Source organism: Bradyrhizobium sp. LjRoot220 (assembly GCF_964252915.1).
GTDB lineage: Bacteria > Pseudomonadota > Alphaproteobacteria > Rhizobiales > Xanthobacteraceae > Bradyrhizobium.
Genome location: NZ_CAXUPS020000006.1, coordinates 247539 through 270891, shown reverse-complemented (window position 1 = coordinate 270891; position 23353 = coordinate 247539). Strand labels below are relative to the sequence as shown.

At 63.5% G+C, this 23353-nt stretch carries 23 protein-coding genes and 1 pseudogene; 11 read left to right on the top strand and 13 right to left on the bottom strand.

The window, feature by feature from the left end; all coding sequences use genetic code 11:
- Positions 1-116: 116 nt before the first annotated feature.
- The gene (locus ACSQ84_RS24625; RefSeq protein WP_436214310.1) at positions 117-869 is read right to left on the bottom strand and encodes a sulfate transporter family protein; all 753 of its coding nucleotides are present in this window, start codon (positions 867-869) and stop codon (positions 117-119) included.
- 207 nt (positions 870-1076) lie between these two features.
- Between ACSQ84_RS24625 and ACSQ84_RS24620 the strand changes: the two genes are divergently transcribed.
- Together ACSQ84_RS24620 and ACSQ84_RS24615 are read left to right on the top strand one after the other, a co-directional pair.
- On the top strand, positions 1077-2240 hold the full coding sequence (locus tag ACSQ84_RS24620) for a CaiB/BaiF CoA transferase family protein (RefSeq protein WP_436214309.1): 1164 nt from the start codon (positions 1077-1079) through the stop codon (positions 2238-2240).
- A 7-nt stretch (positions 2241-2247) separates the two neighbouring features.
- On the top strand, positions 2248-3195 hold the full coding sequence (locus ACSQ84_RS24615; protein ID WP_436214308.1) for a hydroxymethylglutaryl-CoA lyase: 948 nt from the start codon (positions 2248-2250) through the stop codon (positions 3193-3195).
- 151 nt (positions 3196-3346) lie between these two features.
- Here ACSQ84_RS24615 and nikR read toward each other — a convergent pair whose 3' ends face one another.
- Positions 3347-3787: a nickel-responsive transcriptional regulator NikR gene (nikR, locus tag ACSQ84_RS24610; RefSeq protein WP_436214307.1), complete on the bottom strand. Its 441-nt coding sequence runs from the start codon at positions 3785-3787 to the stop codon at positions 3347-3349.
- Between the two features lie 279 nt (positions 3788-4066).
- On the opposite strand from nikR, the gene ACSQ84_RS24605 reads away from it, so the two are divergent.
- Positions 4067-6133: a TonB-dependent receptor gene (locus ACSQ84_RS24605; protein WP_436214306.1), complete on the top strand. Its 2067-nt coding sequence runs from the start codon at positions 4067-4069 to the stop codon at positions 6131-6133.
- 3 nt (positions 6134-6136) lie between these two features.
- Here ACSQ84_RS24605 and ACSQ84_RS24600 read toward each other — a convergent pair whose 3' ends face one another.
- Positions 6137-7132 (bottom strand): YiiX/YebB-like N1pC/P60 family cysteine hydrolase, encoded by a 996-nt coding sequence (locus tag ACSQ84_RS24600; protein WP_436214305.1) that lies wholly within the window; start codon positions 7130-7132, stop codon positions 6137-6139.
- A 185-nt stretch (positions 7133-7317) separates the two neighbouring features.
- On the opposite strand from ACSQ84_RS24600, the gene ACSQ84_RS24595 reads away from it, so the two are divergent.
- Both ACSQ84_RS24595 and ACSQ84_RS24590 read left to right on the top strand, forming a co-directional pair.
- Positions 7318-8727, top strand: coding sequence for a flavin monoamine oxidase family protein (locus ACSQ84_RS24595; RefSeq protein WP_436214304.1), 1410 nt, complete (start codon positions 7318-7320; stop codon positions 8725-8727).
- The gene (locus ACSQ84_RS24590; protein WP_436214303.1) at positions 8727-9401 is read left to right on the top strand and encodes an ATP-binding protein; all 675 of its coding nucleotides are present in this window, start codon (positions 8727-8729) and stop codon (positions 9399-9401) included. Before ACSQ84_RS24595 ends, ACSQ84_RS24590 begins: the two co-directional genes overlap by 1 nt.
- A gap of 131 nt (positions 9402-9532) precedes the next feature.
- Here the strand turns inward: ACSQ84_RS24590 and ACSQ84_RS24585 are convergent, their stop codons facing one another.
- The 4 genes from ACSQ84_RS24585 to pheS all read right to left on the bottom strand — a co-directional run bounded on the left by ACSQ84_RS24585 (position 9533) and on the right by pheS (position 14484).
- Complete coding sequence (locus ACSQ84_RS24585) at positions 9533-10303, bottom strand: sulfite exporter TauE/SafE family protein (protein WP_436214302.1); 771 nt, start codon at positions 10301-10303, stop codon at positions 9533-9535.
- Positions 10304-10376: 73 nt separating this feature from the next.
- Positions 10377-12785, bottom strand: a complete 2409-nt coding sequence (gene pheT, locus ACSQ84_RS24580; RefSeq protein WP_436214301.1) for a phenylalanine--tRNA ligase subunit beta — start codon at positions 12783-12785, stop codon at positions 10377-10379.
- Positions 12782-13228 carry an endonuclease domain-containing protein gene (locus ACSQ84_RS24575; protein WP_436214300.1) on the bottom strand — a complete coding sequence of 149 codons (447 nt, stop codon included), beginning with the start codon at positions 13226-13228 and terminating at the stop codon, positions 12782-12784. Before ACSQ84_RS24575 ends, pheT begins: the two co-directional genes overlap by 4 nt.
- A gap of 173 nt (positions 13229-13401) precedes the next feature.
- The gene (gene pheS / locus ACSQ84_RS24570) at positions 13402-14484 is read right to left on the bottom strand and encodes a phenylalanine--tRNA ligase subunit alpha (protein ID WP_436214299.1); all 1083 of its coding nucleotides are present in this window, start codon (positions 14482-14484) and stop codon (positions 13402-13404) included.
- A gap of 250 nt (positions 14485-14734) precedes the next feature.
- Between pheS and ACSQ84_RS24565 the strand changes: the two genes are divergently transcribed.
- The gene (locus ACSQ84_RS24565; RefSeq protein WP_436214498.1) at positions 14735-15031 is read left to right on the top strand and encodes a hypothetical protein; all 297 of its coding nucleotides are present in this window, start codon (positions 14735-14737) and stop codon (positions 15029-15031) included.
- A 25-nt stretch (positions 15032-15056) separates the two neighbouring features.
- On the opposite strand, the gene rplT is transcribed toward ACSQ84_RS24565, so the two are convergent.
- Together rplT and rpmI are read right to left on the bottom strand one after the other, a co-directional pair.
- The gene (rplT, locus tag ACSQ84_RS24560; protein ID WP_192736192.1) at positions 15057-15416 is read right to left on the bottom strand and encodes a 50S ribosomal protein L20; all 360 of its coding nucleotides are present in this window, start codon (positions 15414-15416) and stop codon (positions 15057-15059) included.
- Between the two features lie 80 nt (positions 15417-15496).
- On the bottom strand, positions 15497-15697 hold the full coding sequence (gene rpmI, locus ACSQ84_RS24555) for a 50S ribosomal protein L35 (RefSeq protein ID WP_213735776.1): 201 nt from the start codon (positions 15695-15697) through the stop codon (positions 15497-15499).
- Positions 15698-15964: 267 nt separating this feature from the next.
- Between rpmI and ACSQ84_RS24550 the strand changes: the two genes are divergently transcribed.
- Entirely contained in the window at positions 15965-16384 is a 420-nt protein-coding gene (locus ACSQ84_RS24550; protein WP_436214298.1) for a hypothetical protein, read from the top strand.
- Between the two features lie 76 nt (positions 16385-16460).
- Positions 16461-17450, top strand: a complete 990-nt coding sequence (locus ACSQ84_RS24545) for a Gfo/Idh/MocA family protein (RefSeq protein WP_436214297.1) — start codon at positions 16461-16463, stop codon at positions 17448-17450.
- A gap of 116 nt (positions 17451-17566) precedes the next feature.
- Here the strand turns inward: ACSQ84_RS24545 and infC are convergent, their stop codons facing one another.
- Positions 17567-18106, bottom strand: a complete 540-nt coding sequence (gene infC, locus ACSQ84_RS24540; protein WP_436214497.1) for a translation initiation factor IF-3 — start codon at positions 18104-18106, stop codon at positions 17567-17569.
- A 241-nt stretch (positions 18107-18347) separates the two neighbouring features.
- Between infC and ACSQ84_RS24535 the strand changes: the two genes are divergently transcribed.
- Together ACSQ84_RS24535 and ACSQ84_RS24530 are read left to right on the top strand one after the other, a co-directional pair.
- Entirely contained in the window at positions 18348-19139 is a 792-nt protein-coding gene (locus ACSQ84_RS24535) for an alpha/beta hydrolase (RefSeq protein WP_436214296.1), read from the top strand.
- A 137-nt stretch (positions 19140-19276) separates the two neighbouring features.
- Entirely contained in the window at positions 19277-19747 is a 471-nt protein-coding gene (locus tag ACSQ84_RS24530) for a nuclear transport factor 2 family protein (RefSeq protein WP_436214295.1), read from the top strand.
- A 120-nt stretch (positions 19748-19867) separates the two neighbouring features.
- Here the strand turns inward: ACSQ84_RS24530 and ACSQ84_RS24525 are convergent.
- The 3 genes and pseudogenes from ACSQ84_RS24525 to ACSQ84_RS24515 form a co-directional block, all read right to left on the bottom strand.
- Positions 19868-20062 (bottom strand): annotated as a pseudogene (locus ACSQ84_RS24525) (acyl-CoA thioesterase domain-containing protein); the annotation flags it as partial.
- Positions 20063-20243: 181 nt separating this feature from the next.
- Positions 20244-21428, bottom strand: a complete 1185-nt coding sequence (queG, locus tag ACSQ84_RS24520; RefSeq protein WP_436214294.1) for a tRNA epoxyqueuosine(34) reductase QueG — start codon at positions 21426-21428, stop codon at positions 20244-20246.
- Positions 21377-22069: a glutathione S-transferase family protein gene (locus tag ACSQ84_RS24515; RefSeq protein ID WP_436214293.1), complete on the bottom strand. Its 693-nt coding sequence runs from the start codon at positions 22067-22069 to the stop codon at positions 21377-21379. The genes queG and ACSQ84_RS24515 overlap by 52 nt, the downstream gene beginning before the upstream one ends.
- Positions 22070-22442: 373 nt before the next feature.
- On the opposite strand from ACSQ84_RS24515, the gene ACSQ84_RS24510 reads away from it, so the two are divergent.
- Positions 22443-23249 carry an undecaprenyl-diphosphate phosphatase gene (locus ACSQ84_RS24510; protein ID WP_436214292.1) on the top strand — a complete coding sequence of 269 codons (807 nt, stop codon included), beginning with the start codon at positions 22443-22445 and terminating at the stop codon, positions 23247-23249.
- Positions 23250-23353 lie beyond the last annotated feature (104 nt).

The following is a 23353-nucleotide window of genomic DNA, read 5'->3' as shown; positions in this document are numbered from 1 at the left end:
GGATCGCACTTGCGATCCGGGTGAGGGGGTACAGGTCCCTCGGCAATCTTTGCTCGGAGAGAGGCCCCTCACCCCGACCCTCTCCCCGCAAGAGCGGGGCGAGGGAGAAAAGCGGCTCACACCACCGGCATTCCCGTGCGCCGCCCCGGCTCGATCAGCTCGGGCCGCGGGCCGCTCAATCGCTTGTGCATGTGAACCATGAAGGCCATGCCAAACAGGGGCGTCGCCAGGTTGACGATCGGGATCGACACGAAGGCGGCGATGATCAGCCCCGCCGTGAACACGGTCGCCGCATTGTCCTTGCGCATCGCCTTGGCTTCCGCGGGCGGGCGGAAACGCATCGCCGCGAGTTCGAAATATTCCCGGCCCAATAGCCAGGCGGTGGCGAAGAAGAAGATCAGAAGACCGGCGCCCGCGAACAGTACAAAAGGCAGCGCGATCAAATAGACCAGGATGGTCAGCAGCGCCGTCTTGACGCCCTCGGGGATCGCGACGCCAAGCGGCAGCGCGGAGCCGGGCTTTTCGGCCGGATAATGCTTGCGCTCGACATGGTCGGCGACGTCGTCGACGAACACGCTGGCAACCAGCGAGGTGATCGCAGGCATCAGGAAGATGCCGCCGAGCACGACGCCAAGCCCGGCCGCGATCGAGACGATCCAGGCCAGGATGTTCAGCGGCGTGTGAAAGCCCGGGCCGAGCAGCCCTTCCGCCCAGCCTTCGCCATATTCGGCGAACCAGCTCAGCAGCCGCTGCAGTCCAACTGCCAGCACCGTGATCAACACCAGCGCCAGCCCGATCGAACGCCACAGAATGGTGCGCATCGGCGGCGACAGGATTTGGGAAAGCGCCTTGATGGCGGCGTCCAGCATAGATGGCCTCTATCTCACTCGAAAAACCCTCGCGAGAGGTAGAGATGCAATCGGGCTTCGGCAAGACCGGGGCAGGACAAGCCGTCAGCGATCCCGCCCACGCATTTGCGTTATGCAGCCGTGACGGCACCATCGGGCAGATTATGTTTTCCCGGCAAGTCCTGAAGGCCTAATCTGCACCGCGAAAGACGGCGCAAGGGAGAAGCCATGACCGGGACGGGACTGCCGCTTGAGGGCGTGAGGGTCGTCGAAATGACCCATATGGTGATGGGCCCGACCTGCGGCATGATCCTGGCGCAGCTCGGCGCCGAGGTGATCAAGGTCGAGCCGCCGGTCGGCGACAAGACCCGCAGCCTGGGCGGCATGGGCGTCTCGTTCTTCCCGCTGTTCAACCGCGGCAAGCGGAGCGTGGTGCTCGATCTCGCCAGGGTCGAAGATCGCGAGACCATGGACCGGCTGCTCGCCAGCGCCGACGTGTTCCTGGAAAATTTTCGCGATGGCGCGCTCGAAAAGCAGAGTCTCGGCGCCGAAGAACTGCGCCGCAGGCATCCGCATCTGATCGTCGCCGGCCACAAGGGATTTCTGTCCGGCCCCTACGAGCATCGTCCCGCGCTCGACGAGGTCGTGCAGATGATGTCGGGCCTCGCCGCCATGACCGGCACGCGCGACAAGCCGCAACGCGTCGGCTCGTCCGCCAACGACATCATGGGCGGCATGTTCGGCGTGATCGCGATTCTCGCCGCGCTTTACCAGAAGCGCGGCGGCAAGAAAGATGGCGCCGATATCAGGATCGGACTGTTCGAGAACTGCCTGTTTCTCGTCGCGCAGCACATGGTCGAATATGAAATGACCGGCCGCAAGCCGCGCTCGATGCCGGAGCGCGAACATGCGTGGCCGATCTATGACATCTTCGACACCGCCGGCGGCGAGCGTATCTTCATCGGCGTCGTCACCGAGGGCCATTGGCAAAGTTTCTGCCGCGAGTTCGGCTTGCAGGAATTCCTTGATGATCCGGCCTTGCGCAACACCACGGAGCGGATCATGGCGCGGGACCGGATCATTCCGCGCGTGGCCGAGGTAATCAAAGGTTGGAACGTGGCCGATCTGTCTGCCAAGCTCGATGCGCTCAACATCTGCTTCTCGCCGATCAATCGCCCGGAAGATTTGCTGCAAGACCCACACGTGCTGCGCCCCGGCGGGCTCGTGAACAATTTCAACGCCGATGGCGCGTCGTTCCGTGTTCCCGCATTGCCCGTGGAATGGAACGGCAGCAATATCGGCGAAGGCCTGAAAGTACCGGTGCTTGGTGCCGACACCGAGTCCGTCCGCGCCGAACTGGACAAACAAACTTCAACCGACAACGCTGCGTGAGGCTGCCATGACCCGCCTTCAGGACGTCTATCCCGACAACAAGATCATTCTGCGCGAGGTGGGGTTGCGCGACGGGCTGCAGCTGGTGAAGAAATTCCCGTCCACCGCCGCCAAACAGCGCTGGATCCGCGACGAATACGCCGCCGGGGTGCGGCATTTCGAGGTCGGCTCGTTTCTGCCTGCCAAAACCTTTCCGCAATTCACCGACGTACGCGACATCATCGCGACCATCGCATCGCTGCCCGGCGCCTATGGAATCGCGCTGACGCTGAACGAGCGCGGCGTCAACGAGGCGCTGGAATCAGGCGTGGCCGAAGTGGCAACGGTGGTCTCGGCGACCGAAGAGCACAGCCAGGCCAATGCCAACCGCTCCCGCGAATCCGCGATCGCCAACGTCAGGCGGCTCTGCGAACTGCGCGACGCCACCGCGCACAAGCCGGTCGTGAACGCCGCGATCTCAATGGCGCTGGGCTGTTCGATCGTCGGCGCCGTCGATCCGAACGAAGTGATCAGGATTGCGGAAAAGCTGTTCGAGGCCGGCGTCGACATGGTCGCGGTCGCCGATACCGTCGGCTATGCCGGCCCGAAGCAGGTCGGCGAACTGACGGCGGCCGTGGTGAAAATCGCGGGCTCAAAGCCGGTCTGCATTCATCTGCACGATACCCGCGGCATGGGAATCGCCAACGCCTCCGCCGCGCTCGATGCCGGCGCGCGCGTGCTGGACGGATCGCTGGGCGGTCTCGGCGGCTGCCCGTTCGCGCCGGGGGCGACGGGCAATGTCGTGTTCGAGGATCTCGTGTTTCTGTGCGAGAGCAAGGGATTTTCGACCGGCATCGATATCGAGAAACTGGTCGCGGTGCGCTCCATCCTGAAATCGGAAATGCCCGACGAGCAGCTCTATGGCGGGATGGCGCGTGCCGGATTGCCGTGCGGCACGGCGGCGAAGGCGGCGTGATTTCTACTCCCTCACCCCGCGCTTGCGGGGAGAGGGTTGGGGTGAGGGGCGCTCTATCCGCGAACGCCTGTGCCAATTGATGGACCTGTGCCCCCTCACCCGGATCGCAAGGGCGATCCGACATCTCCCCGCAAGCGGGGCGAGGTTAGTCTCAACCGTGCCTGTGCGCACGCTTGCGCGGCTTCTTGTCCGGCGCAGTTGGAATCATCACCACGCGCCCGTAGCGCACGCCACGCTCGGCGATGATGTGATCGGCGAAATGCCTGACCTCGCCGGATGCGCCCTTCAGTGCCGTCACCTCCATGCAGCTGTCGTCGTCGAGATGGACATGCAGTGTCGCCAGCGACAAATCATGGTGGCCGTGAAAATTCTGCACCAGCCGCTTCGACAAATCGCGCGCGGCGTGGTCGTAGACATAGACCAGCGCGGCCACGCATTGCCCTGACGGTGCCGCATCCTCGGCGCTTTGCTGCAGGCCGGCGCGCGCGAGGTCGCGGATGATCTCGGAGCGGTTCTGGTAGCCGCGCGCCTTGGCCGCGGCATCGATGTCTGCCAGCAAATCGTCTTCGATCGTGATCGTGATCCGTTGCATCTGGGAATTCCGTACTTTTGCCAGTATGATAATTCGGTTATATCATCATACCGGACTTGCTGGCGTGACTGGCCGGGTTCGGTCGAGCCGGTGTGGTCGCCCGACTGTAACAGCTATCAAGCGGGGGCATGGGCGTTGCGTGTTGCTTCCTGGCGGATATTTGCCGCCGCCGCATTGCTTGTCCCCGTGGCGGCTCCGGTGAATGCGCAGACCGTTGCTGCGGTAGGCCTGCTTCCGCCGGTTACGGTAACGCAGCCCGAAGCGCCGCCGCCGAAACGAATGAAACCGTCGTCTCGGCGGGAGTGGGGCACGCGCGGCGCACTCGCCGTTCAAGCGACCCAGCCGACCAATGCGGGCGCCAGCGGCGTGACGCGGGGTATTTCATCCGAGGGCGCCGCAGCCCCGCAGCCCACCGCCGCCAGCGCCATGCGCATTGACGGCACGGAAGTGAATGCCGTTCCGTATCTGCGGCCCGGCGAGGCGCTGGAGGCCGTGCCCGGGCTGATTGTCACCCAGCATTCCGGCGAGGGCAAAGCCAATCAATATTTTTTGCGCGGCTTCAATCTCGACCATGGGACTGATCTCTCCATCAAGGTGGACGGCATGCCCGTCAACATGCCGACGCATGGCCACGGACAGGGCTACGCGGATATCAACTTCTTGATCCCGGAGCTGATTCAGTCGCTGTATGTCCGCAAGGGTCCGTACTTTGCCGATGTGGGCGACTTCAGCTCCGCCGGCGCCGTCGAAATCGACTACCTCACCAAGCTGCCGAAAAATCTGGCCGAGCTCACCATTGGCAGCTTCGGGTATCGGCGCGGGCTGGCCGCCGGTTCAGTCCCGGTCGGTGCGGGTACGCTGCTCTCGGCCATCGAAGCGGTCAAGTACAACGGTCCGTGGGACGTGCCGGACGATGTGCGCAAGATCAACGGCGTCATGCGCTACAGCCAGGGTACCGCGACCGACGGCTTGACGCTGACGGCGATGGCTTATTCCAACGGCTGGAATGCGACCGACCAGGTGCCGCAGCGCGCCATCGACCAGGGCACTATCGGCCCGGGCGTGATCGGCCGGTTCGGCTCGCTCGATCCGACCGACGGCGGTTTGGCCAGCCGCTTCAGCCTGTCCGGCAATTTCGCGCATTCGAGCGAATACGGGCAGAGCAGGATCAGCGCCTATGCCGTCCGTTCCGGCCTGCAGCTCTACAACAATTTCACTTACCTTCTCGACGACCCCGTTCAAGGCGATCAGTTCAACCAGCTGGACCGCCGCACCCTCGGCGGCTTCGATGCACGGCACGCCTTCGATTGGCGCCTCGGCGGATTGGAGACGCAAACCCGCGTCGGCCTGCAAAGCCGCTATGACGACGTCCATGTCGGCCTGTTCAAGACGCAGCAGCGAGGCTGGCTCTCGACCGTGCGCGAGGACCGCGTAAGAGAGGGCAATGTCGGCGTCTGGATCGACAGCACGACGCGCTGGACGGACTGGCTGCGCACCACCGTCGGCATTCGCGAGGATGTCTTTGCCGGAAGTGTCCTGAGCGACACGCCGGAAAACTCCGGCAATGCGCAGGCTTCGATGGCGAGCCCGAAGGCCGGCATCGTGCTTGGGCCCTGGTACAAGACTGAGTTTTACGCAAATGCCGGTTACGGCCTGCACAGCAACGACATCCGCGGCGCGACGATCACGCTCGATCCCATCGACAAGATAACGCCGCAGGACCGCGTGCCGTTGCTGGTTCGCTCGAAGGGCGCCGAACTCGGCGTCCGCACCAAGGCGATTGACGGACTCACAAGCTCGGTCGCGGTCTTTGTACTCGACTTCGATTCCGAACTGCTGTTCGTCGGCGATGCCGGCACCACTGAGGCCAGCCGGCCCAGCCGCCGCCTTGGCGTGGAGTGGACCAACAAGTACAAGCCGGTGCCGTGGCTGACGTTCGATCTGGATGTTGCGTATACAAGCGCCCGCTTTACCGATTTCGATGTCGCGGGCGATCGGATCCCCGGCGCACCGGCCTGGATTGCGAGTGGTGCGATCACTTTTGGCCATGAGACAGGTTGGTTCGGCGCGCTGAAGGGACGCTATTTCGGCCCGCGTCCGCTCATCGAGGACGACAGCGTGCGTTCGCAGTCATCGCTGATCTTCAACGCGCGCGCCGGCTACCGGTTCGACAACGGCATGCGCCTGCAGCTCGACGTGCTCAATCTGTTCAACGCGAAGACCAACCAGATCGAATATCATTATCTGTCGCGGTTGCCGGGCGAGCCGATCGGCGGTGTCGCCGACCGCCACGTGCATCCGGCGGAGCCGCTGGCGATGAGACTGACGCTGGCGGGGAAATTTTAGAACCTACGCCGCCTCAAACACCCCGTGGCGCCGACGGGCGCGGCGTTCTGGCGCGCGAACCGCGACATATTCGACGGCGAGGAAATGCTCCGACACGGTCACGCGCTCGACCATGGTCGGTTGCACGGTGACCTCGGTCATTTCTTCAGCCGAAACCGGAAGCGGCGTCGTTTCGTCAATCTCCTCAGGAACAAGCGACGGCGACTCGACTTCTGGAAACACACCGAATTCGCCGGCTACCTCCTGGAGCGGCTTCTGCTTGTCGGCCCAATGCAGGCCCAGATAGTCGAAGCCGTGCACGATGGTGGGTTTGACGACTTCGAAATAGGGCGAGATATCGAAATCGCGCGGCATGTAGAGCGACGAATCGCGAATGTGGAGAATCTCGCGCCGGGCTTTTCGCGAGGCGGCGCGGGTGATCTTGGGCAGGATCGGGTAACGCACGGCGTCGAACGCCTGTGCGATCAGCGCCGAGCAGATGATCTTGGTGGGATCGCCGGAACCGAACGCGATCAGGCGCCGTCGCCAGCGCTGCGGCACCGGCAGCGGGAAGAGATATCGCGCCAGGTCGACGATGTTCTTGGTGTCGTAGCCGAAGCCGATCCGGTTGATGGCGTAGCGGCACACCGTGATGCGGTCCTCATAGGACAGGCCGACGGGACGGCAAAGGCGGGTGTGATAGGGATAGTATTTCGACAGCGGGGCCGAGGTCACGCCCTCGCCGATATTGGCCTCGATCAGGACGTGAGGTTCACCGTCGGGCTCTGTCGCGCCGTCGATCGGCCCAACATAGAGCGCGGCATGCGACCAGGTCGATTGCGTGAGGTATTTGATGATGCCGGAAATGCGGTTGTTGCCTTCGACGAGCAGCACATCGCCCGCCTCGATGACACCGCGCAGATGCTCGGGATCGCTGGGCGTGAACGGCTCATAGCCCGGGACCTCCTTCTGCAGGTAGGCCGCAATCAGCTGACCGACGGTATCGAGCATTACGCCCATGAAATCCCCCCGCGGTTCTTTGACCGCATTTTTGCTCCCTTAGCATGGTCGCAAGCGGTTTCAATTTAGTTCATGCGTGAAACGGATCAATCATGATTGATTTACCATGAGTGTTGCCGCGTACGGTGAGATGCGGCAGAGTTCGCTAGCTGTTCTCGTTGCTTCAAGGCCCCGGAAACCATGACATGACAATGACCCGCCGCGATTTCCTCTCGGCGTCCGCGGGCCTGGCGGCGCTGCCGGTTTTCGGTGGACGCGCAGGGGCCGCGCCACTGCCGCGCGAGGCTGACATTGTCGTGATCGGCGCCGGCGCCGCCGGTATTGCTGCGGCGCGGCGGATCATGGCGGCGAACCGCAAGGTGATCGTGGTGGAGGCGTCGAGTCAGATCGGCGGCCGCTGTCAAACCGATGTGTCGACCTTCGACGTGCCGTTCGATCGCGGCGCCCGCTGGATGCACAATCCCGAGACCAATCCGATGATCAAGCTGGCGCGTGCCGCGGGGCTCGAGATCACCACCGCGCCCTCGGGCCAGAAAATCCGCATCGGCCGCCGCAACGCCCGCGCCGGCGAGACCGAAGAGTTTCTGGCAGCCTTGGTGCGCGCCAACCGCGCCATCGACGAGGCCTCGCGCCGCTTCGACGTCTCCTGCGCCTCGGTGCTGCCGAAGGATCTCGGCGACTGGGCCGGTACCGCGGAGTTCGTGCTCGGCGCTAATTTCTCCGGCAAGGACCTGAAAGACGTCTCGGTCGTCGACAAGGCGCGCGCGCAGGATCGCAACACCGCGATCGCCTGCCGCCAGGGGTTGGGCACGCTGATCAACAAACTCGGCGAGCAGGTGCCGCTGTCGCTGTCGACGCCGGCGAACCGGATTTCCTGGAGCAGCCGCGACGTTGCGGTGGAAACGCCGTCCGGCAAGATCGTCGCGCGCGCCGCCGTCGTGACAGTTTCGAGCAACGTGCTGGCCGCGGGCAATATCAAGTTCACGCCCGACATTCCCAAGCGCACGCTGGACGCCGCCGCCAAATTAAGCCTCGGCAGCTTTGACCGCATCGCGCTGCAGATGCCGGGCAATCCGCTCGGGCTCGCCCGCGATGACATCATCATCGAGCAGAGCAATTTGACGCGCACCGCATTGCTGTACGCCAACATGGGCTCGTCATCGCTGTGTTCGATCGACGTTGCCGGCTCGTTCGGCCGCGATCTCTCCGCCCAGGGCGAAAAGGCGATGATCGCGTTTGCAGTGGAGTGGTTGACCAAGCTGTACGGCAGCGAAGTCGCGGCGGCGGTGAAGAAATCCAGCGCGACGCGCTGGAACACCGCGCCATTCGCGCTCGGCGCGATGTCCGCGGCCGCGCCGGGTGCGCAGGCGTCGCGAAAAGTCCTGACCGAGCCGTTCGGCTGCATGTATCTCGCCGGTGAAGCCACGCATGAAACCTTGTGGGGCACGATCGACGGCGCCTGGGAAAGCGGCGAGCGCGCCGCCGAAGCGGCGTTGCGCAGGATCGGCGCACTAAGAGATCCCGAACCGGCGGCGCCGAAGCCGCGGCGGCGTGCACCGCAAAAGGCCGCAATGCCATCCTCGCAGTCCACCTGATGGCGCGACCGAAGGCGGTTATTTCCTGGTCGAGCGGCAAGGACAGCGCCTTTGCGCTGCACGAGATACTGCGCGCGGGCGAATTCGATGTCGTGGGGGCGCTGACGACGGTGACGGATACATTTGGCCGTGTTTCGATCCACGGCGTGCGTCAGGAGATCCTGCAGGCGCAGTGCGAAGCCGCTGGCCTGCCGCAGCGGATCGTGCCGATCCCCTATCCCTGCCCGAACGAAATCTATGAGACCCGCATGGGCGAGGCTGTCGCGCAAGCCGTCGCTGACGGCATCACGCACATGATATTTGGCGATTTATACTTGCGCGATATCCGCGCCTATCGCGAAGCGAAACTCGCCGGCACCGGCATCACGCCAATCTTTCCGCTCTGGGACCGGCCGACGCTCGAACTGGCGCAGGCGATGATGGCCAGCGGGCAGGAGGCGTATCTTGCGACGGTCGACATGAAGAAGCTCTCGGCAGAGTTCGCCGGCCGCAAGTTCGATGCGCAGCTGCTGGCTGACCTGCCGGACGGCGTCGATCCCTGCGGCGAGAACGGCGAATTTCACACCTGCGTGGTGGCGGGGCCGCTGTTTTCACATCGCCTGGCCGTCAGCACCGGCGAGCGCGTCGAACGCGATGGCTACGCCTATTGCGATCTGGTGCTGGCGAAATCGTAGGGTAGGCAAAGCCACCGGGTCGCGCGCATGAGCGCCCGATGACAGGCACCGCGTGCCCACCACAATCACGGGCGCACGAAGATGGTGGGCACGGCGCAAGAGCGCCTTTGCCCACTCTACGATCTGGTGATCTACCGCAGGATGCCATCCAGCGCCGGCAGGCCGACGATGACGGCCATCGCGATCAGCGCGTAGCAAGTCGCGCGGAACAGTGCTTCGCTGGCGCGGCCGAACAGCGAGGCGCCGAACCAGACGCCGATGGCGTAAGTCGGCCCGACCACCAGCGAAAATTTGAGCGCATCCATCGTGATCAGTCCGGTCAGGCCGTAACTGACGACCGAGAAGAAGTCCGAGGCGCCGAAGAACAGCAGGATGTTGGCGCGCGCGGTGACGGATGCGATCGGGCGGCCGAGCCAGTAGCCGACGATCGGCGGCCCGCCGGTCTGCGCCAATCCGCTGCAAAAGCCGGATACGCCGCCGATTCCGACGGAAATCGTGGCGTGGTCCTTGCCCCGATAGCGCCAACCCGAGAGCAGCAACAGCAGAAGCGCAAACACGAAGGCGGAAATGATCCAGCGTGTGGTCACCGGTTCCAGCCGGCTCAGGAAATAAGTGCCGATCGGCACGCCGATCAGGGCACCGAACACCATCACGGCGGTTGCCCTGCGGTCGGCCTGCTTCCACGCGTTCGGAATCAGCGGTGCGGCTGCGATGAAATCGATGATCAGCAGCAGCGCCGCGACCAGCTGCGGCGCCGCCATGCTGCTCGCCAGCGGCATGAAGATCAGCGCGGATCCAAACCCGGAAAAGCCGCGCGCCGTTCCCGATACGAACGCGATCGCGCAGATCGCGATCGCGGCGTTGAGGTTGACGCTGGCGGGGATGAGGCTTTCGAGACTCATGTTCTATTTCTCGAACGTCTTCTTGGACGTTTTCTTGGGCGTGATGTCCGAAAGCCACTCACGCCTGTCGGCATCACGCGCGCAACGTGCCGCCGGTCTTTTTGGTCACCTCGGCCACGATCTTTGCCGCCACCGCGTCGATCTCCTGGTCGGTGAGCGTCTTCTCGCGCGGCTGGATGGTCACGGCAATCGCGACCGACTTTTTGCTATCGTCGATGCCCTTGCCTTCATAGACGTCGAACACGGTGACAGCAGTGATCAGCTTCTTGTCGACACCCTGCGCGGCGCGCACGATGTCGCCGGCCTTGACGGCGCGATCGACGATGAAGGCAAAATCGCGCGACACCGGCTGGAACGCGGAGAGTTCAAGCACCGGCTTGGCGCGGGTCGGCTTCTGCTTGGCGTCGGGTACGCGATCGAGGATCACTTCGAACGCGATCAGCGGGCCGTCGGCGCCGAGCGCCTCCAGCGTGCGCGGATGCAACTCGCCGAAATAGCCGAGCACGTTTTGCGGGCCGATCTGGATGGTGCCGGAACGTCCCGGATGCAGCCAGCTCGCGCCGCCCGGCACGATCTGCAGCGCCTGCATCGGCGCGCCGGCGGCGGCGAGCACCGCGAACGCATCGGCCTTGGCGTCGAGCGCGTCGGCCTCCGTCGAACCGGACCAGTGCCGCCCCATGCCTTTTGACGACGCGAGGCCGTGACGCACGCCCGAGGCCGCGATCAGCTGGTCTTCAGGCTTGTCGCCCCGAAACAACTGGCCGACCTCGAACAGCGCGACGTCGGATGAGCCGCGATTGGCATTGGCCTGCGCGGCGGCGATCAGGCCGGGCAGCAGGCTTGGGCGCATGTCGGACAGATCGGACGCAATCGGGTTGGCGAGCACGAGTTCGGCCTGGCCGCCGCCGAACAATTCGGCCGCGGGTTTTGAAATGAACGACCATGTCACGGCCTCGACCATCCCACGCGCCGCCAGCGCACGCTTGGCGCGGCGGGTGCGGAGCTGGATCGTGGTGAGCACCGGCTTGCGCGGCGCGTCGCCGCGCTCGAACGGCGTCATCGGCACCTTGTCGACGCCGACGATGCGCACGATCTCCTCGACGATATCGGCCTTGCCTCCGATATCGGTGCGCCAGGACGGCACCGCGATCTTCACGATCGGACCGCTGCCGGCGACCATGAAACCGAGATGGCCGAGGATGCGCTTCAGCTCGACCAGCGGCACGTCGATTGCCGCGAGCCGCTTGACCTCGCTCAGCGGGAAATCGATCACGCGGTCTTCGCCGAAGGGATTGCCGACGACGACGTTCTCCGACGGCGTGCCGCCGCACAGTTCCATCACCATTTTGGTGGCGAGCTCGAGCCCCGGCACCATGAAGGCCGGATCGACACCGCGCTCGAAGCGGTAGCGCGCATCCGAACTGACGCCGAGCTTGCGGCCGGTCTGCGCGATGTTGATCTCGTTCCACAGCGCCGATTCGATCAGCACGTCGGTCGTGTTCTCGTCGCAGCCGGAGGCTTCGCCGCCCATGATGCCGGCCAGCGACTCCACGCCATGCTCATCCGCGATCACGCAGATGCCGGGATCGAGCGTGTAGGTGCGGCCGTCGAGCGCCAGCAGGCTCTCGCCGTCGCGGGCGCGGCGTACGGTGAGATTGCCCGTCACTTTTTTGGCGTCGAACACATGCAGCGGCCGGGCGCGGTCGTAGGTCATGAAGTTGGTGATGTCGACCAGCGCGTTGATCGGACGCAGCCCGATCGACGTCAGGCGCTTCTGCAGCCATTCCGGCGACGGGCCGTTCTTGACACCGCGCACCAGCCGGAGTGCGAAGCCCGGGCACAGCGTGGTGTCTTCCACCGTCAGCTGCACCGGGCAGGGGAATTCGCCCTTGATCGGCTTGATGCCGGGGTCTTTGAGCTTGCCCATGTCGGCGGCGGAAAGATCGCGGGCGATGCCGTGCACGCCGGTGCAGTCCTGCCGGTTCGGCGTCAGGTTGATTTCGATCACGGGATCGCCGAGACCGGCCCATTGCGCGTAGGGCGCACCGATAGGCGCGTCGGCCGGCAGTTCCATGATGCCGTCATGGTCTTCGGAAATCTGCAACTCAGCCGCCGAGCACAGCATGCCGCGGCTCTCGACGCCTCTGATGGTGCCGACGCCGAGCGTGATGTTCTTGCCGGGGATGAACGTGCCGGGCGGCGAGAACACGCTGATCAGCCCGGTGCGCGCATTCGGCGCGCCGCAGACCACCTGCACCGGTGCACCGCCGTCGCCCGTATCAACCATGCAGACGCGCAGGCGATCCGCATTCGGATGCTGCTCGGCCGAGATCACCCGCGCAATCGAGAACGGCGCCAGCGCCTTGGCCTTGTCGTCGATCTGCTCGACCTCGAGCCCGATCATGGTGAGCTTGTCGGCAAGCTTTTCCAGGGGCTCGTCGGTGTCGAGATGTTCCTTCAGCCAGGAGAGCGTGAACTTCATGGCTGCTTATTCTCCACGCGGATGGTCCGCTCCCTCTCCCGCTTGCGGGGGAGGGTTGGGGTGGGGGCTCTCTCCGCAATCGCAGTGGCAATTGTTTCGAGTACTCCGACGCGATTCGTCATCACGTCATGGTTGCTGAATCGAAGCACCTGGAAACCCCTGGCCTCAATTACTGCCGATCGAACGGCGTCAGCCTGCTCGGCTTGATCTGAAAAATGTTGCCCGCCGTCGAGCTCGACCACCAGTTTTGCCGAATGACAGGCGAAGTCGGCGATGTAGTTTTTGATCGGCACCTGGCGCCGGAAGCCTATGCCGTTCAGCTTGTGGTCGCGGAGTTCGGACCACAGGATTCGTTCAGCGTCGGTGGAATTCTTTCGGAGTTCGCGCGCGTGCGTCCGGAGCTTCGAAGATACTTTCCATGTCGGAGATTTCTCGTCTGCCATCGTCACCTCCCGTGTGGAGAGACCCCCACCCCAACCCTCCCCCGCAAGCGGGAGAGGGAGTCCGACCTGTCGTTTTGTTGCAGTCTCGGTCCCGATTTCAGTCCGTTCCCTCTCCCGCTTGCGGGGGAGGGTTAGGGTGGGGGCTCTCTCCGCAACGGCAGTCCTGACGAGACTCACGTGCTCAATCCTCCCGCCAGTGTCGGGACGTCGAGCGGCTTGAAGCCGTAATGGTTGAGCCAGCGCACGTCGCTGTCGAACAGCTGCCGCAGGTCGGACATGCCGTACTTCAGCATCGCGATGCGGTCGATGCCCATGCCCCAGGCAAAGCCCTGATAGACGTCGGGGTCGATGCCGCAGGCGCGCAGCACGTTCGGATGCACCATGCCGCAGCCGAGAATCTCCAGCCAGTCCTCGCCTTCGCCGAACCGGATTTCACCCTTGTCGCGGCGGCACTGGATGTCGACCTCGAGCGAGGGCTCGGTGAACGGGAAGAACGACGGGCGGAATCGCATGTTGATGTGATCGACTTCGAAGAACGCCTTGCAGAACTCGTGCAGGATCCATTTGAGGTGGCCGAGGTGCGAGCCCTTGTCGATGACGAGGCCCTCAACCTGATGGAACTGCGGCGTATGCGTCGCGTCGGAATCGATGCGATAGGTACGGCCCGGGCAGATGATGCGGATCGGAGGCTTCTGGCCCAGCATGGTGCGCACCTGCACCGGCGAGGTGTGGGTGCGCAACAGCATGCGCGAGCCGTCTTGCTTCGGGTTGAAGAAGAACGTGTCGTGCATCTCCCGCGCCGGATGGCCTTCGGGGAAATTCAGCTTGGTGAAATTGTAGTCGTCGGTCTCGATGTCAGGACCTTCGGCGATCGCAAAGCCCATATCGGCGAAGATGACATTGACCTCTTCGAATACCTGGCTCAGCGGATGGATGCGGCCCTGCTCGGCGAGGCCATCGCGTAGCGGCAGCGTGACGTCGATGGTCTCGGACGCGAGGCGGGCGTCGAGCGCGGCCGATTTCAGGATATCGCGGCGCGCGGTCAGTGCCTGCGTGACCTTGTCCTTGGCGAGATTGATCGCCGCGCCCTGCGTCTTGCGCTCATCCGGCGACATTTTGCCGAGCGTTGCCAGCAGCGCCGAGATCGAACCTTTCTTGCCGAGCGCGGCGACGCGCACCGCTTCGAGCGCGGTTTCGTCGGCGGCGCCGGCGATATCGGAGAGGATGGTCTGTTCGAGTGTGGTGAGGTCGGACACGGTCAAATCTCTTTCGCAAAAGGCCGCCGGTTGTCGCCGCTCCCGGGCCAAAACGTCAAGCAAAAAGCCTGTTATGAGACCGGGGCTTTGAACCCTCGATCCCGCGCGCTTTACTCAAGGTGAGTTCGAAAAGGAGCACACGATGCGTTCTGGACCTGGGGTGGCCGTTCTGGCCCTCGTTCTATCGTTTGCCGCACCCGCCGCCGCCGAGGATTGTCCGGCGACGTCGAGAGACGACGTCTTGACCGCGATGAAGGCGGCGAGCTGCAATCGCGCCATGCAGATAGCCTCGGCCTGCTCAGGCGGAGCCACCGGCGACGTCGGGCTCACCGACGCCGTTGAACAAAGATGCGAAGGTGACTTCCTCACCCGCCTCAAGGCGCAGCAGAAAAAAGCCTATCAGCGCGCGAAAGACGCCTGCGACCGCAAGTACAGCGGCGAGGAAGGTACGATGTACATTTCGTTCGCGGCGTTCTGCCGGGCGAAGGTCGCCCAGCGTTACTCGCAGCGGGCGCTGAAAGCCGCGAGCCCTACACGGGCTCGCTAACGTCTCAAGTCGAGTGCCTTGATCCTCAGGCTGCGAGCGCAGCCTTGGCCTTTTCAGCGATCGCCTGGAACGCCGCCGGCTCGGTGATGGCGAGATCCGACAGCACCTTGCGGTCCACCGTGATGCCCGACTTCGACAGGCCGTTGATAAAGACGCTGTAGGTCATGCCGAACGGACGAACCGCGGCATTGATGCGCTGGATCCAGAGCGCGCGGAACGTGCGCTTCTTGCGCTTGCGGTCGCGGAAGGCATATTGCCCGGCCTTTTCGACCGCGGCCTTCGCGGCGCGGATGGTGTTCTTGCGGCGGCCGGAAAAGCCCTTGGCGGCCTTGTAGACTTTCTTGTGCTTGGCGTGAGAGGTCACACCGCGTTTGACGCGAGACATGACGGGTCTCCTTCAGATGAAAATTGGGTGACAAAATCGCCGCGCGGACGCGGCTCGGCTAAAGCGAAACGCGGACGCGATCAGGCGTTCGGCAAGAAATATTTCTTGATGTTGTCGCCGTCGGTCTTGAACAGCACGCGGGTGCCGCGGAGCTGGCGAATCTGCTTCTTCGTCCGCTTGATCATGCCGTGGCGCTTGCCGCGCTGGGCGGCCAGCACTTTGCCGGTGGCAGTCACCTTGAAGCGCTTTTTAGCGCCTGACTTGGTCTTCAGCTTGGGCATTTGGCTCTCCTATGGCCACAGGAAAACGCGCCCCGAGGGGCGCTTTTGCGGCTTAAAATGCTCGTTAGAGCGTTGAAAGTGCTCAGGTATTTTCGAAAACGAAACTACCCGCACTGGGGTCATCGACACGGCAGCCCTTAATCAGCCGGGCGATGAAGGCTGGGCTTATGGCAGACCAGACGCATGTTTGCAACGTTGAACCGGTAAACCCTGTGCTGTGACGTAATCGTTGATGTCATCACCGTCTCAGCCCCGAACAGGACCAAAATGACCAGATTTCATCGTTTCATTTCCCGCTTCCCCACCTTTTCCCAGTTTTCGGCCCTGCGCTGGCTCCCCGTGTTCGCGGCACTCGCCGCGGCCAGCGTGCCCTCCAACGCCGACGCCGCGAGAGCCTCGGGCGGCTACAACGGCACCTGGAACGTGGTGTTCGCCACCACGCGGGGCAATTGCAGTTCCGGCTATAGCGTCCCCTTCCAGGTGATGGGAACCCGGGTGTCATCGGCAGGCGGCGGCAGGGTCTCCGGCTCGGTCAGCCGTGGCGGCGCGGTTGCCGTCAACGTGTCGGTTGGCGCGTCCAAGGCCAGCGGCGGCGGCCGGCTCGCCGGCACCAGCGGCGCAGGCTCATGGAGCGGCATTATCACCGGCGATCGCTGCAGCGGCACCTGGCAGGCCACCCGCAGCTGATTTTTGCCGTAGCCGCCGCATTGGCTGTAGCTTGATGACACGCGCGCGTCGCGCGGCTTAAATCAAGGGACGCCTGATGCTGGGAGTCGGTATTCTGGGCGCCGGATTTTTCGGCGCCTTTCACGCGCGCGCGATTGCGCAAATTCCGGATATCAGCGTCGTCGCGGTGTGCGCGGAGGAACAGACGCTCGCTGAAGTTTTCGCCGCGGAACATGGCGGCAAACCATACGGCGATTGGCGCGCGATGCTGGGCGACAGCTCGGTCGACGCCGTCGCGATCACGGCACCGCATCACCTGCATGGCGAGCTGGCGGTGGCTGCGCTCCAAGCCGGCAAGCACGTCTTGCTGGAAAAGCCGATGGCGCTATCGGTCGCCGAATGCAGCCGTATCATTGCGGCAGCCGAGGCCAGCCGGCGCAAGCTGATGGTCGGGCATATCATGCATTTCGTTTGGCCCTGCCTGGTGGCGCGCGAGATCCTGGATCGCGGTGAACTTGGCAGGCCCGTGACGGGGTCGAGTTCGCTCCAGAAAATCTGGATGGAGCAGAATCGCCGGGGCTGGCATCTCGATCCCGCCACTGGCGGCGGCATGCTGATGACCGCCGGGATCCACGCGCTGGATCAGTTGGTGTGGCTGATGAACGGCCGCATCGGGTCGGTGTCAGCGGCAGTCGGCACGTCGTTTCACGATCAAAAGGCCGATGACAGCGTCATGATGCTGTTGCGCTTTGCCGACGGCCGGTTTGGGCAAGTGGCCAGCATCGGCTTCCGAGACGGCGGCGGAACCTTCGATATCGACCTCGTTTGCGAGCGCGGCACGCTGCGGATCGACTTCGAGCGCGGCGTTGCCATCGGACAAGGCGGAAAATGGACCGACGTTCCGAATTCGCATGATCCGCTGTGGATGCAGAACGCCGTTGTCAGGGAATGGCAGGCGATGGCGGCGGCGATCCCCCACGACACGGATGTGCCCGTTACCGGCGATTATGGCCGGCACATCATCGCGTGCATCGAGGCCGCGATGATTTCGGGCCGCGAACGCAGGGACGTCGAGGTTTCGGCGTGACGCCCAGGACATCGGCTGCTCCAAGCCATCACCGATATCGCTCCAGCAATTGAAAACGCCCCCGGATCAGGTCCGAGGGCGTGTTTGGCTGTCGATAGACCGATTCGAATGACGCGTTAGCGCGGCGCCAGCACCATGACGACCTGACGGCCTTCGAATCTCGCGTCCTGCTCGACCTTGGCGAACTCGGCGACGTCGGCCTTGACCTTGTCCAATAACTTGGTGCCGATCTCCTGGTGGGCCATTTCGCGGCCGCGGTAGCGCAAGGTGATCTTGACCTTGTCGCCTTCCTCGAAGAACCGCTGCATCGCGCGCATCTTCACGTCGTAATCGTGATCGTCGATCATCGGCCGCAGCTTGATCTCCTTGATCTCGACGATCTTCTGCTTCTTACGCGCTTCAGCGGCTTTTTTCTGCGCGGAATATTTGAACTTCCCGTAGTCCATGATCTTGCAAACGGGAGGATTATTGTTCGGCGAAATCTCGACAAGATCCATGCCGGCTTCGACGGCCATCTTGACGGCCAGCACGGTTTCGACCGTGCCGTGGTTGAGGCCGTTCTGGTCGATCAGCTGGATCTGTGCGTTGCGGATTTCATCGTTGGTGCGCGGCCCGTCTTTGGTTGCGGCGGGCGGGGCTCTGTTGGGACGGCGAATGGGTAATTCTCCAATGCTGTGAAGGAAGTCGATATTTTGAAGCAATACGCGGCGCTGAGCAAGCGAACTCGCTATCTGCGCTCGAAAACCGTCAAATGCGAGGCATTTTGGTCACGCCCGCCAAATAAAGCGCAACCGCACGATCCGCAAGGACAGGCGTCAAATTGCGTGCGCTTTGACCGATGAGATTGACCGACGACCCGCGCTCGCCGACAAAGCAGCGGGCAAGAGTAGCGAATCCATGAGCAATTCAGCGACAAACGATCAGGAACCGGCCCTTATCGAGGTGGGCAGCGGTGACGGCCAGCGCAAAATCGCAGTCCGGGTGCGCGCTGGGGCCGCACCCGGCCTGATCTGGCTCGGCGGTTTCAACTCCGACATGCAGGGCACCAAGGCGCTGGCGCTGGATGCCTGGGCCGCCGAACACGGCCGCGCCTGCGTCCGGTTTGACTATTCCGGCCATGGCGAATCCGGCGGCGCCTTCATCGACGGCACCATCGGGCGCTGGCTGGAAGAGAGCGTGGCCGTGTTCGCGCGGTTTTGTCGCGGCCCTCAAATCGTGATCGGCTCGTCGATGGGGGGCTGGATCGCGCTGCTGCTGGCGCGCGAGATCGCCAGGCGCGAAGCGAGCCCGGCATCGCTGGCGGGACTGGTGCTGATCGCGCCCGCGCCTGATTTCACCGAGCAATTGATGTGGAACCAGTTTACGCCCGAGATCCAGCAGGAGATCCAGACCAAGGGCGTCTGGATGCGGCCGTCGCCCTATGGCGATGGCGCGCCCTATCCGATCACGCGCGGGCTGATCGAGGACGGCCGCAACCACCTGCTGCTCGGCAACGCCATCGAGGTCGGCTGCCCCGTGCGCATCCTGCAGGGCGCGCAGGATCCTGATGTGCCGTGGCAGCACGCATTCGCGCTGGCGCACCGGCTGCCGAGCGAGGACGTGGTGCTGACCATGATCCAGGACGGCGATCACCGCCTGTCGCGGCCACAGGACATCGCCCGCATCATCGCCGCGGTAGCGGAGATCTGAGCAAGCATTCACCCTTCGAGGCGCGCAAGTGCGCGCACCTCAGGGTGACGACTACGGGTATTGCGTCATCCTGAGGTGCGAGCCACTTCGGCGAGCCTCGAAGGATGGGCCGTGAACAAGAAAGGGAGACAAACGCCATGAACACATCCGAACTGCTGCGCGCGTTCTGCGATGGTGTCGAACAGCATAACGGCAAGGCATTCGCCGAACTGTTCACGGAGGACGGCGTCTATCACGACGTGTTCTATGGCGCGTTCGCCGGCCGCGCCAAAATCGCCGAGCTGATCGACGACTGGTTCTACCGCACCGCCACTGATTTTCGCTGGGACATGCACAGCCCCGTCAGCGACGGCCAGACGCTTTATGCGCGCTATACGTTCAGCTACCGCTCGACGCTGCCGGAGGCCAAGGGCGCGCGGGCGATGTTCGAGGGCGTCGCCATCATGCGGCTGCGCGACGACAAGATTTGCGAATACCACGAGGTCGCCAACACCGCGCCGGCGTTCGTCCAGCTGAACTTTGCGCCGGAGCGGATCGCCAGGATCGTCGCCAAACAGGGCGCCGCGCTTAGGGCGCGACCGGAGATGGCGCGGCATTTGGTGGAGTGACGACGTCGTCGTCATTCCGGGGCGATGCAAAGCATCGAACCTCAGATGCGCAATTGCGCATCGGGGAATCTCGAGGTTCCGGGTTCATCGCTGCGCGATGCCCCGGAACGACGGGAGTAACTACGGCGGCGGGACGCTCGTCATCGGTTTCTTCTTCGCCAATGCCGCCACCGTCGACGTGCCAATCGGGCCTTTCTCGTCGTAGAGCCAGCACTCGCCGATCGCGATGCCGTCGCTGGCGTGGTGGTTGACCACGTCAAAGCCGATCCAGCGCGTCACCGGCAGGCGATGCAGATACAGCGGCATCGCCGCGTTTGGCGAAGAAGGGCTGATTTGTCATGGCCGGCGAACATGACGGAAACCGTGCGACGAAATCAACCCCGCTGTCATTGCCCGCGAAGGCGGGCAATCCAGTACGCCGGGACATACTAATTTGAATTCAGTGGCCTCTGGAATACTGGATGCCCCGCCTTCGCGGGGCATGACAGATGAGAGGTTACGCGCGGCGCCACTCCTCACGCACCGAGAAGTCCGCTTCCGCACCCATCGCGCCCGCTGCGAGGGACTTAAATTTCTCCCGCTCCACCAATTGCGACAGCGCCCAGACCGCGGCGCCACGCACCAGCGCGCTTGCGTCGTCGAGCAATCGTTCGGCCTCATGCGCCAGCAATGCATCGCCGGAGTTGCCGATCGCAATCAGCACATTGCGGATGAAGCGGTCGCGGCCGATGCGCTTGACCGGCGATTTGGCAAACAGCGCGCGAAACGCGCCGTCGTCGAGCCTAGCCAGTTGCGAAAGTTCTGGCGCCCGCAATTCCGCGCGGGCCGCGAGTTTCGTTTCGCGCCCTTCCTGCGCGAACTTGTTCCAGGGACACACGGCGAGGCAATCGTCGCAGCCATAGATGCGGTTGCCGATCGCTTTGCGGAATTCGTGCGGGATCGGGCCTTTGTTCTCGATCGTGAGATAGGAAATGCAGCGCCGCGCATCGAGCTGGTAGGGCGCCGGGAATGCCGCGGTCGGGCAGATGTCCTGGCAGGCGCGGCAGGAGCCGCAATGATCGTCGTCCGCCTCGTCGCGCGGCAGGTCGGAGGCGGTGTAGATCGCGCCGAGAAACAGCCATGAGCCGAACTCGCGCGACACCAGATTGGTGTGCTTGCCCTGCCAGCCCAATCCAGCCGCCTGGGCCAGCGGCTTTTCCATCACGGCCGCGGTATCGACGAACACTTTGACCTCGTCGCCCGACATCGCGACCAGCCATCGCGCCAATGCCTTCAGGCGCTTCTTGATGACGTCGTGATAATCATCGCCTTGCGCATAGGCCGAGATCGCGCCGCAGCTGCGCTTTTCGAGAATGTGCAGCGGATTTTCGTCCGGCCCGTAATTGACGCCAAGCATGATCACCGAGCGCACGCCGGGCCACAGCCCGCGCGGATCGGTGCGGCGTTCGGGGCTGGCGGCGAGCCAGTCCATGTCGCCGTGGGCGCCGGCTTCGAGGAATTCGTAAAAATGCTTGCCGGCCGGCGCGATCGCTTCGGGATCGGTGACGCCGATGCAATCGAAGCCCAGCGTGCGTGCTTCACGAGCCAGCGCGGCCTTGAGGTCGGCGCCGGAGAGCTTGACGGCCTTGTTCAGAAGTCGAGGTCCACGTAGCTCTGCGACGCCGGCACGCCCGCCAGCCACTCGCTCAGCAGCGGACGGAACGACGGGCGGGATTTCACCCGCGCGTACCACGCCTTTGCTGCGTCGTCCTCGCTCCATGGCACGTCGCCTAAATAATCGATCGCCGAAAGATGTGCCGCGGCGGCGAGGTCCGCGTAGGTCAGCCGGTCGCCGGCAAGAAAGTTCCGGGTCTGCGCCAGCCAGCCGATATAGGCCAGATGATAGCGCACATTGACCTTGGCCGCGCGGATCACGTCGGCTGCCGGCGCACCCCCGCCATTCTCTTCACTCATGAAACGCTTGTAGATGCGTTCGGTCACCAGCGGATTGGAGGCCTCCTCGAAGAATTTGTCGTTGAACCACGCCATCAGCCGGCGCACCTCGATACGCTCGGCCATCGAGACCGGCAGCAACCGCCGTTCATTGGCGCTCGGACCATGCACCTCGTCGAGATATTCGGCGATGATGCCGACGCCGGGTATCGCGGGATAACCTTCGGCAATCAGCACCGGCGTCGTGCCCGCGGGATTGAGCGCGAGAAACGCCTCGCGCCGCTCCCAGACCCGTTCCTCCACCAGCCGCAAATCGAGGCCGTGTTCGCCGAGCACCAGGCGAATGAAGCGCGAATGCGGGCAGAACGGATGATGGTGCAGCGTGTACATGAAGTCCTTGATTCACAAGCCCCTGGATTTGGACATCCCTGGGCGGCAAGTCCTGATTTGGATGTCCTTGGGGTTAGGAGTCCCTGGGGTTAGTTCGCGTCGCTTAAGAAATCCTCAATCCCTTCAAGGCTGCGTCGATCGAATGGAGACACTAGAGCCTATTCGGGTCGCGAATGAAATCAGAACGGAGGCCGCAATCTTTTGTTTTGATGCGTTTTCCTCGCGCGAGACCTCGGTTCGGTCGAAAACGCTATAGCCGAGCCTGCGCACGAGGCAACCAGTGTTTGCTGTTTTTTTGCGATTGCGAGACAGGTTCGAATAGGCGAGAAGGGCCCGGCTTTTTCCGCTGCTTTCAATCGGAACGGACCCAATCATGATGTCAGATGCAGTGCGGGCGGTGATTCTTGGCATCATCGAGGGTGTCACGGAATTCCTGCCGGTGTCCTCGACGGGCCATTTGTTGCTGGCGCAGCGCTTCTTTGGTCTTGGTGAGGGCAATTTCTGGCAGAGTTTTGTCGTGTTGATTCAGCTCGGCGCGATTCTCGCCATCGTGGCGCTTTATTTCGCCAAATTGTGGCGGGTGGCGCTCGGGATGTTCTCCAATCCCGATGACCGGCGCTTCGTCATCGGGGTGCTGGTTGCGTTCCTGCCGGCGGTGCTGATCGGCCTGGTTGGCGGCAAGTACATCAAGGAACTGCTGTTCAATCCCTGGGTGGTGTGTTTCTCGCTGATCGTCGGTGGCGCGGTTCTGATCTGGGTCGATCAGCTCCATCTCAAACCGCACGAGGACGATGCCACGCGGTATCCGCTGATGATGTATCTGTGGATCGGCATCGCGCAGTGCGTGGCGATGATTCCCGGCGTATCACGCTCCGGCGCCAGCATCGTGGCAGCGATGCTGCTCGGCGGCGACAAGCGCTCGGCGGCGGAGTTTTCGTTCTTCCTGGCGATCCCGACCATGATCGGCGCGTTCGCCTATGACTTTTATAAAAACCGCGGCGAGATGACGACCGACCATATCGGCATCATCGCGATCGGCTTCGTGGTTTCCTTCATCACCGCGATGATCGTGGTGAAGACCTTCCTGACCTACGTCACGCGCCACGGCTTCACGTTTTTCGCGTGGTGGCGCATCATCATCGGCACGCTCGGCCTGATCGCGCTGGCGCTGGGACTGTAATCCATCCACACGTCGTCCCTGCGAACGCAGGGACCCATAAACACCGGCGGATATTGGTTTTGCGCGCTGGTCGTTGTCTTTCTTTTTCAACAACATCGGCCGCG

What these genes read in the sequence shown, in the direction of transcription:
- ACSQ84_RS24625 (WP_436214310.1), bottom strand. Translation starts at nt 869, where the DNA reads ATGCTGGACGCCGCCATCAAGGCGCTTTCCCAAATCCTGTCGCCGCCG.
- ACSQ84_RS24620 (WP_436214309.1), top strand. Translation starts at nt 1,077, where the DNA reads ATGACCGGGACGGGACTGCCGCTTGAGGGCGTGAGGGTCGTCGAAATG.
- ACSQ84_RS24615 (WP_436214308.1), top strand. Translation starts at nt 2,248, where the DNA reads ATGACCCGCCTTCAGGACGTCTATCCCGACAACAAGATCATTCTGCGC.
- nikR (WP_436214307.1), bottom strand. Translation starts at nt 3,787, where the DNA reads ATGCAACGGATCACGATCACGATCGAAGACGATTTGCTGGCAGACATC.
- ACSQ84_RS24605 (WP_436214306.1), top strand. Translation starts at nt 4,067, where the DNA reads ATGAAACCGTCGTCTCGGCGGGAGTGGGGCACGCGCGGCGCACTCGCC.
- ACSQ84_RS24600 (WP_436214305.1), bottom strand. Translation starts at nt 7,132, where the DNA reads ATGGGCGTAATGCTCGATACCGTCGGTCAGCTGATTGCGGCCTACCTG.
- ACSQ84_RS24595 (WP_436214304.1), top strand. Translation starts at nt 7,318, where the DNA reads ATGACAATGACCCGCCGCGATTTCCTCTCGGCGTCCGCGGGCCTGGCG.
- ACSQ84_RS24590 (WP_436214303.1), top strand. Translation starts at nt 8,727, where the DNA reads ATGGCGCGACCGAAGGCGGTTATTTCCTGGTCGAGCGGCAAGGACAGC.
- ACSQ84_RS24585 (WP_436214302.1), bottom strand. Translation starts at nt 10,303, where the DNA reads ATGAGTCTCGAAAGCCTCATCCCCGCCAGCGTCAACCTCAACGCCGCG.
- pheT (WP_436214301.1), bottom strand. Translation starts at nt 12,785, where the DNA reads ATGAAGTTCACGCTCTCCTGGCTGAAGGAACATCTCGACACCGACGAG.
- ACSQ84_RS24575 (WP_436214300.1), bottom strand. Translation starts at nt 13,228, where the DNA reads ATGGCAGACGAGAAATCTCCGACATGGAAAGTATCTTCGAAGCTCCGG.
- ACSQ84_RS24565 (WP_436214498.1), top strand. Translation starts at nt 14,735, where the DNA reads ATGAAGGCGGCGAGCTGCAATCGCGCCATGCAGATAGCCTCGGCCTGC.
- rplT (WP_192736192.1), bottom strand. Translation starts at nt 15,416, where the DNA reads ATGTCTCGCGTCAAACGCGGTGTGACCTCTCACGCCAAGCACAAGAAA.
- rpmI (WP_213735776.1), bottom strand. Translation starts at nt 15,697, where the DNA reads ATGCCCAAGCTGAAGACCAAGTCAGGCGCTAAAAAGCGCTTCAAGGTG.
- ACSQ84_RS24550 (WP_436214298.1), top strand. Translation starts at nt 15,965, where the DNA reads ATGACCAGATTTCATCGTTTCATTTCCCGCTTCCCCACCTTTTCCCAG.
- ACSQ84_RS24545 (WP_436214297.1), top strand. Translation starts at nt 16,461, where the DNA reads ATGCTGGGAGTCGGTATTCTGGGCGCCGGATTTTTCGGCGCCTTTCAC.
- ACSQ84_RS24535 (WP_436214296.1), top strand. Translation starts at nt 18,348, where the DNA reads ATGAGCAATTCAGCGACAAACGATCAGGAACCGGCCCTTATCGAGGTG.
- ACSQ84_RS24530 (WP_436214295.1), top strand. Translation starts at nt 19,277, where the DNA reads ATGAACACATCCGAACTGCTGCGCGCGTTCTGCGATGGTGTCGAACAG.
- ACSQ84_RS24515 (WP_436214293.1), bottom strand. Translation starts at nt 22,069, where the DNA reads ATGTACACGCTGCACCATCATCCGTTCTGCCCGCATTCGCGCTTCATT.
- ACSQ84_RS24510 (WP_436214292.1), top strand. Translation starts at nt 22,443, where the DNA reads ATGATGTCAGATGCAGTGCGGGCGGTGATTCTTGGCATCATCGAGGGT.